This is a genomic window from Bacillus sp. FSL P2-0099, assembly GCF_038007445.1.
GTDB classification, from domain to species: Bacteria; Bacillota; Bacilli; order Bacillales; family Bacillaceae_G; genus Bacillus_A; species Bacillus_A mycoides.
This window is the reverse complement of record NZ_JBBOXE010000001.1, coordinates 4,928,140-4,939,677: the sequence shown is the minus strand read 5'-3', so window position 1 is coordinate 4,939,677 and position 11,538 is coordinate 4,928,140. Positions and strand designations below refer to the sequence as shown.

At 35.3% G+C, this 11,538-nt stretch carries 9 protein-coding genes and 1 other annotated feature; of the genes, 1 reads left to right on the top strand and 8 read right to left on the bottom strand.

Annotated elements, in window-relative coordinates:
- Positions 1-31: 31 nt before the first annotated feature.
- From MKY90_RS25775 to MKY90_RS25760, 4 genes are all read right to left on the bottom strand, one after another.
- Positions 32-349 (bottom strand): metal-sulfur cluster assembly factor, encoded by a 318-nt coding sequence (locus MKY90_RS25775; protein ID WP_000082522.1) that lies wholly within the window; start codon positions 347-349, stop codon positions 32-34.
- A 120-nt stretch (positions 350-469) separates the two neighbouring features.
- Complete coding sequence (locus MKY90_RS25770; RefSeq protein ID WP_341092893.1) at positions 470-2,161, bottom strand: methyl-accepting chemotaxis protein; 1,692 nt, start codon at positions 2,159-2,161, stop codon at positions 470-472.
- A gap of 228 nt (positions 2,162-2,389) precedes the next feature.
- Positions 2,390-4,084: a methyl-accepting chemotaxis protein gene (locus MKY90_RS25765; protein WP_341092891.1), complete on the bottom strand. Its 1,695-nt coding sequence runs from the start codon at positions 4,082-4,084 to the stop codon at positions 2,390-2,392.
- A gap of 416 nt (positions 4,085-4,500) precedes the next feature.
- Positions 4,501-5,469 (bottom strand): class I SAM-dependent methyltransferase, encoded by a 969-nt coding sequence (locus MKY90_RS25760; RefSeq protein ID WP_078177974.1) that lies wholly within the window; start codon positions 5,467-5,469, stop codon positions 4,501-4,503.
- Positions 5,433-5,703, top strand: a binding site (T-box leader). Its footprint overlaps the gene before it by 37 nt.
- A 50-nt stretch (positions 5,704-5,753) precedes the next feature.
- On the opposite strand from MKY90_RS25760, the gene metG reads away from it, so the two are divergent.
- Entirely contained in the window at positions 5,754-7,388 is a 1,635-nt protein-coding gene (gene metG / locus MKY90_RS25755) for a methionine--tRNA ligase (RefSeq protein ID WP_341092887.1), read from the top strand.
- 195 nt (positions 7,389-7,583) lie between these two features.
- Here metG and MKY90_RS25750 read toward each other — a convergent pair whose 3' ends face one another.
- From MKY90_RS25750 to MKY90_RS25735, 4 genes are all read right to left on the bottom strand, one after another.
- Entirely contained in the window at positions 7,584-8,486 is a 903-nt protein-coding gene (locus tag MKY90_RS25750) for an EamA family transporter (protein ID WP_002015976.1), read from the bottom strand.
- Positions 8,487-8,624: 138 nt separating this feature from the next.
- Complete coding sequence (locus tag MKY90_RS25745) at positions 8,625-10,064, bottom strand: sensor histidine kinase (protein WP_341092885.1); 1,440 nt, start codon at positions 10,062-10,064, stop codon at positions 8,625-8,627.
- A complete protein-coding gene (locus tag MKY90_RS25740) occupies positions 10,042-10,707 on the bottom strand; it encodes a response regulator transcription factor (protein WP_000148832.1) in 666 nt (221 codons plus the stop codon). Before MKY90_RS25740 ends, MKY90_RS25745 begins: the two co-directional genes overlap by 23 nt.
- A 364-nt stretch (positions 10,708-11,071) precedes the next feature.
- The gene (locus tag MKY90_RS25735; protein ID WP_002015973.1) at positions 11,072-11,533 is read right to left on the bottom strand and encodes a L,D-transpeptidase; all 462 of its coding nucleotides are present in this window, start codon (positions 11,531-11,533) and stop codon (positions 11,072-11,074) included.
- Between the last annotated feature and the right edge of the window lie 5 nt (positions 11,534-11,538).

The following is an 11,538-nucleotide window of genomic DNA, read 5'->3' as shown; positions in this document are numbered from 1 at the left end:
ACCTGACTGGATTGTCAGGTCTTTTCCTTATTTAATCACGAATACCTAGTGCGATTTTCGCCATACGCGACATACGTTCTTTCGTCCATGGCGGATTCCATACAACGTTTACTTCTATTTCATTTACTTCAGGTACGTTCGTTGATAATACTTTTTTAACGTCTGATACGATTTGGCCAGCCATTGGACAACCGATAGAAGTCATCGTCATTGTAATGACAGCATTATTATTTTCATCTGCTGTAACGTCATAAACTAATCCAAGATTGATAATATCAACACCTAATTCAGGGTCAATAACAGCTTCTAGGTTCGCATATAACTTTTCTTCAAATGCTTGTTGTGACATGTGTAGCACCCCCTAAATATTAATGATATCGGTTCTCATTATAACGGATATGCGGGATAAGTGCAGGAAATGAGCTTAAAAAAATATTTCTCCCTGAGAGAGGAATATTTTTTTGAAAAGCTATTCAGTTTTAAAATGAGATACAAGCTGATCTAATTCTTCAACTGTTTGTTTCATTTGTTTTGCAGTGAGAGTCATTTCATTCATCACGATGACTTTCTGTTCAGCAGATTGTGCCGTTGCGGCTGTTTCACTAGATACTTCATTTGAAATAGAAGCGATGTTATTAAGTGAAGCGTTCATTTCTTCAGCGCTTGCAGCCATTTCTTCAGCAGTTGCTGATATGTCTTGCATTTGAGTTGATACTTTATTTACTTGTTCAACAATTGTTGTGAAAGAAGTACCAGCCTCACGAACGACAGTAATGCCTTCAAATGCTTCAGAGCGGCCTTGAGACATCATAGAGCTAGCAGTTTCCGTATCATTTTGAATTTGATGAAGCAATTGGTTAATATCTTTTGCCGCTGTTTTTGATTGTTCCGCAAGTTTACGAACTTCATCAGCTACGACAGCAAATCCTTTTCCTTGTTCACCAGCACGAGCCGCTTCAATAGAAGCATTTAAAGCAAGTAGATTCGTTTGCTCAGCGATATTAGAAATAGATTGTACAGCCGTATCAATATATTTCGTATGGGTGATTAGACGTTCGACTACTTCTGATGTAGCATTTACAGCTTCATGTATCGTTGTCATTTGTGAAACAGATTTTTGGATAACAGTACTTCCGTCGTTAGCGTGTTCATATGTAGCTACAGCAAGTTCGGCTACAGATGAAGCAGATTCAGCGATACGCTGAACACTTATTGCCATATCATCCATCGCAGTCGAGCTTTCTTCCATACTAGAAGTTTGCGATTGAATACTTGAATTTAAGTTGGACATCGAGCTTTGAACTCTTATTGTTGCCTCGCGTGATGTATTAGTCTTTTCTAGCATATTTTCAGAAGCTGTTTGTACTTCTACAGATGTTTTTTGAACACGATTAATGATATGCTGCAAGTTTTCTAACATTTTATTAAATGATGTGGCAATAGCACCGATTTCATCATTGCTATTTACTTGTAGACGGGCTGTTAAGTCGCCTTCTTGAGAGGCTAATTCTTTTAGTTTAGTATCAATTTGTTGAATTGGTTTTACAAGCTTACCAGAGAACCACCATGCAAGAATAATTGCAGTTACAATACAAATAACAAGTGATAAGAAGACAACATATTCAATTCGTAGTGAAGATTGATCGATTTTTTCAATAGATTGTTCACGTAATTTAGCTTGTTCATTAGTGTAATTTGTGAAATCACCGATTACTTTATAAACAGTGCCATTCTCTGTAGAAGCTACTTGTAAAGCTTCTTCCCATTTTTGTTCTTTTGCAAGAGTGAATACTTTCTCTTCAATGAACTTTCTCCAAGTGGATCCTAATTCCATTGTGCTTTTCACGGACTGAGAAGTGTTAGGGTTAGAAAGAAGTTGCTCTTTTGTATCTTCAAGACGTTTACTCATCTCATTAAACTTGTCTAATTCGACTTGATCATGTTGTAGTAAATAACCTCTTAAAGCAGAAAGTTGTACTTGATAAGCGTCTCCGCGCTCTTTCAATTCTGTTGCAAGAGGAGAAATTTCTTTTTGTAATGTTTCAGCTTTATGAGACTGATCCATGGTAAAGAATAAAATAAAAGCTAAGGCGATGCCGAATAAAGCGCAAATCATTCCCATCATGAACATTAGTTTTTTTCGAATGCTAATAAAATTCATATGATAAAAATCCTCCTTGTAAAATCTTAGTATTAGAATTAATTAATTAATGTAAAAAATTGAAAGAAAGCTTTACTCCATCTGGAATAAAGCTTTCTTCTTTCCTTTAGGAATTATAGCAGACAGAATGGGAGATAGAAAGAGATATTTTAGCGTGAAAAAAGAGAGACTCTAAATCGCTCTTTCTAACAATTTAGAGTTCGTAGAAGTATAAATGAAATTTTCATTTTAACTATTTGTTTTGAAATGAGAAACGAGCACTTCAAGTTCTTGCACAATTGTTTTCATTTCTGATGATTTTTTAGCAACGACACTCATTTTGTTTACTTGGTCACCAGCTGAAATTGCTGTTTTCGATGTTTCGGCAGCAACTTCATTTGAAATAGAAGCGATATTATTTAAAGCTGCATTCATTTCTTCAGAACTTGCGGCCATTTCTTCAGCAGTTGCAGACATTTCTTGTATTTGTGTAGAGAAATTGTTAATGTGATTAACAATTTCTGAGAATGAAGATCCAGCGGTACGAATGACTGTAATTCCTTCAGAAGCTTCTGACTGACCTTGTGTCATCATGTCATTTGCTATTTTTGTGTCCGCTTGAATTTGATGAAGTAAATGGTTAATGTCATTTGCTGCTAGCTGAGATTGTTCAGCAAGTTTTCGTACTTCATCGGCAACAACAGCGAATCCTTTTCCGTGTTCACCAGCACGGGCCGCTTCAATAGAAGCATTTAAAGCGAGCAAATTCGTCTGCTCGGCAATATTAGAAATAGATTGAAGTGCAGTATCAATATGATTCGTATGTGTAATAAGTCGCTCTACCACTTGTGATGTAGCGTTAACAGCTTCGTTAATTGTATGCATTTGTGTAATAGATTTTTCAATGACTTTATTTCCATCATCTGCTTTTTCAGAAGTTGTAACAGCTAGGCTAGCGGCAGAAGAGGCAGCTTGTGCAATGCGCTGAACACTCGTTGCCATATCATCCATTGCGGTTGAACTTTCTTCAATGCTAGAAACTTGTGAACGAATATTGTGCTCAAGAGCATTCATAGTCTCTTTAGTTTTTGCGGTATTTTCCATAGAAGCAGTTGTTTCGATAAACACATTTTCAGAAGCTTCTTTTACACTTGTTGATGTTTGTTGAACTTGCTTTATTATACGCTGTAAGTTAGCAAGCATTTGATTAAAGGAATTTGCGATGTCACCAATTTCATCTTTACTCGTTACGTGTAATCTAGCGGTTAAATCGCCATCTTGAGAAGCTAATTCTTTTAACTTCGCATCAATTTGTCGAATCGGTTTAACGAGTTTACCAGAGAACCACCATGCCAATAGAATAGACGTTAATGTACATGTAATGAGTGAGAAGAAAATAATATATTGAATAAGGGATGAAGAAGACTCTACGTCAGCAATTAATACGTCCCGTTTGTCATTTTCTTCATTTGCATATTTAGTAAAACGACTTAAAAGATCATTTACATAATCTGTTTGAGCAAGAGCAATTTTGGATGCTTCATCCCATTTTCCTTCCCGTGCAAGAGGAAGGACTTCATTATCTACGACGCTGCGCCATTTTGCTCCCATTAAAATGGCCTCTTTCATTCCTTCTGGGAGTTTTTTATCACTTGTTACTTTCTCCCTAGTATCAGCTAGTTTTTTTCCTTCCCGGTTGAATTTATCCAATCCTTTTTGGTCATGTGATAGTAAATATTCTTGTAAACCAGCGACTTGCGCTTGGAACCAATCGCCACGTTCTTTTAAAATCGTTGCTCTTTTCGATACATCATTCTTTAATGTTTCGATTTCACTTGCTTGATTCATCGCGAATGAAAGAATAACAATAAGAGCAATGCTAAATAAGGAAGAAATGCTTAAGAGTGTGAACAGTAGTTTTTTTCGAATGCTAACATATTTCATTGTTACCCCTACCTTTTTCTGAAAAACTATTTATTGTAATTTATAAATATTGAGAACGAAACTAATAAAAACATAATTAAGAAGTTATTAATCTGTTCAATGAAAATTATAGCAGATAATGGAATATGGCAGATTAATGTGAGTAAATGTTCTTAAAATGTATACATTTGTATATCAAAAAATTCATAAATAAAAATCAGAAATGGTATTGTAATTTGAAATAACATCCTGTATACTTCTAATTAGTTGATAACGATTATCACTATCAATTGAACATTACTCTTCGTTATGTTGGTCATACCCCTTTTTGACGACGTAAGTCAGAGACGAATGTTGAAATATCTTGTGTCCTATTCTACAGAATTATGGTAATCTCCAACCTCAACTTATATGCGTAAGCATGCAAAAAAAGGATCCTATCCGTGAAGGGATCCTTTTTTGCATGTTGTCGCAATTAATGTGTATAGACCTGGTATACGTTCTTCAATTCCTTCGGGTGAAGTAGAAGGGAAAACCCACCTTTGATGAGACCCGTGTTCTTCAACTAGCTTTTCAATTTTAAAACGTTCTTCCGCAAGTGTTGTAACAATTTCTCCTAACGTCCAGCGGCGTATGCTTGTCTTCGGTAATGATTCTTTCTGCGATTCTGTAAGAAGAATGCTATAAGCAACATCATCTTCAATCAATTCTTCATCGAAATAATTTCCATTGGCCCGAAATGATGGATGATCTACACCTAATAATTTAGTGTAAATAGGATGATAGTCACGAAGGATAAGCATTCCATCTTGTTTAAGTAAGTTAGCAATCTTTTGAAAGAGTGGTTTTAAATCTAAAAAGTAATGAAGTACACCAAGTTCCAGCAATACGACATCAAATGATTCGGAAAGATTTACATCCAGTACATCAGAGACGATGTATTGGATAGAGACACCAGCAGCTTCGGCTAGTTCGGTTGCGTATTTTTCATTACTTGCTGAAATGTCTACAACTGTTACATCGGCTCCTAAAAGAGCAAGAGCAACTGCTTTATTTCCTTTTGATCCGAGTAAATTAATAATACGCTTTCCTTTTGGAGATTGTATGTAAGCTAAATAATGATTTACCTCGCGCACGGGATCTTCCATGAGCTTTTTCGCATAATCCTCTGGCGCCCCGTGGCGATTTGTCCAAGCTTCATAAGCAGCTGCGTTCCAGCTTTTTTCATTAATAGTACTTAGTTGTTTTTGATTCAATTTTATCACTCCTTTTGTGAACGTATAGTTATTCGGTGAATGAGTAGGATTTCCTGTTTTTTTGAATAAAAGTTTGATTTTTCTGTTGTTAAGTCGTAAAATACGTTTTATACATAAAAGCGTTGAAAAGGAAAAGTAGAATGGAACCATTCTTTCCAGAGAGCTTCGGTAGCTGAGAAGAAGCAAGAATATTCATTTGAACAATGGCCTTTGAGCTTCGTCCTGAACTTATCAAATGATAATAGTAGGCGGCGACGAGAGTTGGTACTCGTTATCAAAACCACAGTATAAGAGCATATAGCTCCGTACTTGTTAAGGTTAGTTATGCGAATGACTGACGAAATAAGGTGGTACCGCGACTGTTTATACAGCCCCGCCCTTATCTTTTTTAAGATAAGGGCGGGGCTTTTTATATTTTAAAGGAGGAATATAAGATGAATATTTTTATTGGAGGCGCTTGGCCGTATGCAAATGGTTCGTTACACCTTGGACACATTGCTAGTTTGTTACCAGGAGATATTTTAGCACGTTATTACAGGGCAAAAGGTGAGCATGTGTTGTATGTTTCAGGAAGTGATTGTAATGGAACACCGATTACAATTAGAGCAAAGCAAGACGGTGTGATGGTGAAAGAAATTGCTGATAAGTATCACGAAGAGTTTGAGCGATGTTTTCGTAGCCTTGGTTTTACTTATGATTGCTATACACGTACAGATAGCGAGCATCATCATGAAACTGTTCAAAAAGTCTTTTTGCGACTATTAGAAGAAGGTTATATTTATAAAAAAGTAGTTGAACAAGCTTATTGCGAAACGTGTACGCAATTTTTACCGGATCGATATGTAGAAGGTATTTGTCCGCATTGTCATGAAGCAGCAAGGGGCGATCAATGCGATGCTTGTTCCGCTATTTTAGATCCACTCGATTTGTTAGAAAAGAAATGTAAGTTATGTGGTAGTACGCCATCAGTACAGGAAACAGAGCATTTCTATTTTGCATTGCATAAATTTCAGCAGCAAATTAAAGAGGTCGTAGAAATTGCAAAGCAGAAAGGAACATGGCGCGACAATGCAATTCAATTAACAGAGAGATATTTAAAGGAAGGATTACAAGATAGGGCAGTGTCACGTGATTTACCAATTGGGGTACCAATTCCAGTGGCAGGATATGAAGATAAGAAAATTTACGTATGGATTGAAGCAGTGACAGGATATTATTCGGCGAGTAAACGCTGGGCTGAAGAAACAGGGAAAGATGATCAAGAGTTTTGGGATAAAGAAGCGAAAACATATTATGTACATGGTAAGGATAATATTCCGTTTCATTCAATCATTTGGCCAGCGGTATTACTTGGAATAGGAGAAGAAGCGATCCCGCGTCATATCGTTTCGAATGAGTATTTAACAGTAGAAAAAAGAAAATTATCGACAAGTAAAAACTGGGCAGTATGGGTGCCTGACATATTAGAACGCTATAATCCAGATTCTATTCGTTACTTTTTAACAGTTAACGCACCAGAAAATCGTGATACTGATTTTTCATGGCGTGAATTCATTTACAGTCATAATAGTGAATTGTTAGGTGCATACGGGAACTTTGTGAACCGGACATTAAAGTTTATTGAAAAATATTATGGTGGTACTGTACCGAAGGGAAGTATTGATGTAGAGCTGAAAGATAAAGTAGAAGGATTATATAAAAGTGTAGGAGAGGCGATTGAACAAACTAAATTTAAGGTGGCACTAGAAACAATATTTGATGCAGTACGCTTTGCAAATAAATACTTTGATGAAAAGCAGCCTTGGAAACAAAGAGAAGACGACCCAGTTTCATGTGAGGAAACAATTTATAATTGTGTTTACCTAATAGCAAACTTTGCACAACTGCTTGAACCATTTTTACCGTTTTCAAGTGAAAGAGTTAGAAATACATTATCGAGTGTTAAAGTAAATTGGGAACCTCAAAATACGTTGCCAAACCGAATTGATAATGTGCAGCCATTATTTGAGCGAATCGATGTAAAACAAATTGAACATGAGGTAGAGAAGTTATATGGAGCGGTAAAGTGAAATATAAGGAAAAGACCTTTCAAATAAATGAAAGGTCTTTTGTTATGCTGTATAACCCTCTTTCTTATCTTTCAAAAAGAAAAGCACAGCAAGGATTACGAGAATAATAGCCGCAATATCATATGTTATTTTAAAGGTAGTAATAAAGTTTAACATATCGTAACTTTATTCACATTTATATACAAGTTGATGTTGTCATGCACTATGAACACGATTATGTTTTTTTTCTTTCCTAGCAGTAAGTAGTTGTGGTGTGAAAATACCGAGTAATATAACCACAATACCAATCCACTGCATTGGCGATACAACTTCATGAACAAGTGTAATAGAAGCGATAATTGCTGTTGGTAATTCAGCTGCACCTAATATTGTACCAAGTCCAGTTCCGACTTTTGGTACCCCAATTGAAAAACAAATGACAGGTATAATAACCCCGAACAGTCCAAGGAAGAAAGCATATTTCCATAGGCCTGCTTGTAAAGCGCCGTCCGTTAAAAAGGTAGGCGGGAAAAATAAGCATACAATAAGAGTAGCACTCGTTGTCATAAGAAAGCTTTTCGTATAAGGCGGAACATCTGTAGCAACGCGCCCGCTTACAAATACATAGAATGAGAAAGAGACGGCAGCTAATAGTCCGAAAATAATACCTTTCGTAGAAAAGTTTTGTCCAAGACCTTCAAATACTCCACCAGCAAACAATGTACCAGTAAATAAAATAATAATAGATATAACTTTCTCACGGCTTGGGAATGTCCGGTTGGCAATCGCTTCGATGACTACACCAATCCAAGTGAACTGAAAGAGTAAAACGACAGCGATAGAGGCTGGCAATTCTTCTACGGAAATAGCATAGAAAATACCTGTCATACTCATTGTTGTGCCGACTGTTAGTAACGAAAAGAATTGTTTTTTTGATACTTTATGACGTGAAAAGAACAGAACGAGTAAAAGTAGTCCAATCCATCCGAAGACATATTGCCCTCCTAGTAGTTGGTGTGCGGAAAATCCGTCGATGAATCCGAGTTTAAAAATAGTTGAAAGTACGCCGTAGCTACAAGCGCCGAATAAAACTAGTAATGAATACTTAAACTTCTCCATAAAAATCCTCCTTTTAAATAATAAAAAACGCCCGCTATCCAAATAAGGATAACGGGCGAACGAAACAGAGTAAGATACTCTACAAAATTCCGCCATTCATACGAAGTATGAATTTGGGGTATGAAATTAGAGTAGGTTTTACATTGCTTTTGGGAATACAATGGAGCATTTTACACCTTGAGGTGTGTTTTGTATTCCATAAGGAAACTGATGTTTATCTAATATTTGTTTTACAATATATAACCCAAGACCACTACCTTGTACTAAGCCATGTTTGTCAGGATTTGCGCGATAGAATGGTTCAAATAAATGGGCAAGTTTATCTTCATCAATTTGAGAACCTGTATTTAATACTTCTAATGCGTAACCGTTTGGCTTTTCATAAAGTTTTATATATACATGCTGATGGTCAATTGTATAATGAATTGCATTTGAAATAATGTTAAAAATAGCAGTTTGCATAAATTTAGGATCAGCTAAAATTTGTGCATCTTGTTTAATGTTAGATTGAACATTTAATTGTTTTACAGATACAAAATAATCTACTTTCTTTATAACGTCCTCAATAATATTAGTTAATGAGATAACTTTTAAATTTGGTTTAAATTGAGGGCTTTGTATTTTGGATAATTCTGACACTTTTTCCGTTAATATGTTAATATCTTGCATCATCTCATATGAACGTTTTAAATATTTATCTCTATCTTTATAAGCGCCAATTCCGTGAATCATGCCATCGAGTTGTCCCATAACGGCTGCGATTGGTGTTTTTAATTCATGGGATATCATAGACATAAATTCTTTACGAGATTGTTCTAACTGTTGTTCCTTCTTGAGTTCATTTCTTAAATCTTGATTGCTTTCATGTAAATTTTTCACAATAGTAGGTACTTGTGAGGCAGCTACTTGCAAATTAAAATCTGTTTGATTTGTATTTTTGTTAAGGAGCTTTTTATCTGAGAAATCAAGATTCATAATATCTTTTAAAGCATCGCTCATATATCGGAAAGGTTTGGCGATTATTTTCGCGTAGATTAAAGATCCAAGCAGAGATAATGCAAGCATTGTCGCCCCAATATGTGGAGCTAACTGCTGCAACACATCTGTTAACTTTGGATTATCATGTGTATCATTTGCTTTACTTGCTGCATTTTGTGTATGTAAGGCATCATTGTTAGTAACTTGCTTTTCCGCTTCTGTAAGTGAAGACGTTGTGTTACTTTTCCCCGGAATATTTTGTGCATGTTCTTTTGCTTTTGCAGTTTGGCTAGGCTGCAAAAGATGATTGATGGCTGTAGAGAGTGTTTTCATGTCTATTTGAGAAGATTGAAAATTAGAGATGCTACTCTCTGACACAGCTTTATTTTGCTTTGTTTTACTTTGGTCGTTTTGTTTGTCTGATTCCGCTTGTTCCGCAGTTTGCGTTCCAGAAGCTTTCAAACGATCTTTATCGTAATTTGAGGCTAGAAAATAAATAATTTGATAAAGACAAAGTGATAACAGAATACAAAATAATAAGGTTTTGATGAATATATTTTTGGTGATGTTGTCTTTGCTAAGATTCGATTTTGTAGCCAATGCCTTTCACCGTTTTAATATAAGGAATTTCTAATTTTTTTCGTAAGTTTTTAATATGTGTATCTATAACCCTCACATCACCATAATGTTCATAGCCCCATACCTTATTCAACAAATCACTTCTTGATAGTACTTTTCCCCGATTTTGCAGTAAAGTATATATAATTTCAAATTCTTTTGTAGTCAATTCAATTTGATTACCATGAACATAAGCGGCATATGCTGTAGAATTTAACATCAATTCATGGAATTGTAGTATAGTTGCAGCTTCTGCTTCCTTTGTTGCTGCCCTTCTTAATACAGCTTCTACACGTTTTATAAATACGGTGTAATGGAACGGTTTTGTAATATAGTCATCAATACCTAACTCAAATCCTTTAATTTCACTTTCTTCATTATGTAAGCCTGTTAACATAATGATTGGTACATCAGATTGTCCTCGCATAATTTTACAAATACTATAGCCATCTATATCTGGTAACATTACATCGAGGAGGACAAGATCGTATGAATTTTTTTGGAAAAGAAGAATGCCTTCTGTTCCAGCGCCAACTACATCAACAGTAAAGTTTTGTGCCATTAGAAATTCACGAATAAGTTCTTGTATATCTGGGTTGTCTTCAATCACCAGTATATGCGTCATAGTAACACCTCCTAAATAACGCTTTTTACTGCAATATTCGAATTCATCATTTTTTGGATGACTCAGATTGTTTATACATATAATAAGCCCCCGCTATAAAATAGTAATGAAAGTAGCAAGGGGGATTGTTTAGTGTCACTGAATAGTTCAGAATTACAGTAGTTCTATTATAGTATGTATTGTAAAATTTATAAAATATTATAACTGTATAATTTTAATATCCATGTTTATCAATGTTACGATGATGTTGAATGCAATCTATTTTTATTATATATGTAAATACAGTTATTTTGCTACTGTAAATGAATAAATAAAATAAGCCAAGACATAAAATTCTTGGCTACACATAAATCTTGTTCTTAGGCTAATTTACAGTGACAGTAGCTTGCTGCTGAACGCGCTCAAATAACCAGTGAATATCATTGTTAAACATACGAATACAACCAAGTGTTGTTGCTTTCCCGATTGCTTGATTATTGTTAGTTCCATGAATCGCATACGTTGTTCCGTAAGTTCCTGCCATATTTAATCCGAGCCAGCGGTCCCCAAGTGGATTACGTGGATCGCCGCCTTTAATTTTTCCTGTATAGTAAGGACGGTTTTTAATTTTATTTACGATTTGAAAAGTACCCTTAGGTGTTGGTGTTGCTGCTTTTCCAGTAGCGACAGTGAAACTTTTTATGAATTTTCCATCTTGATAATAATCCATTTTATTTATTTTTGTGTTTACGATAAGCTGATCCTTCGTCGTAGCTGCTTCTGCAGTAGTGAATGGAAGAGTTAAAAATCCTAATGATAATAGCGCACTTAATAATAGTTTTTTCATTATAT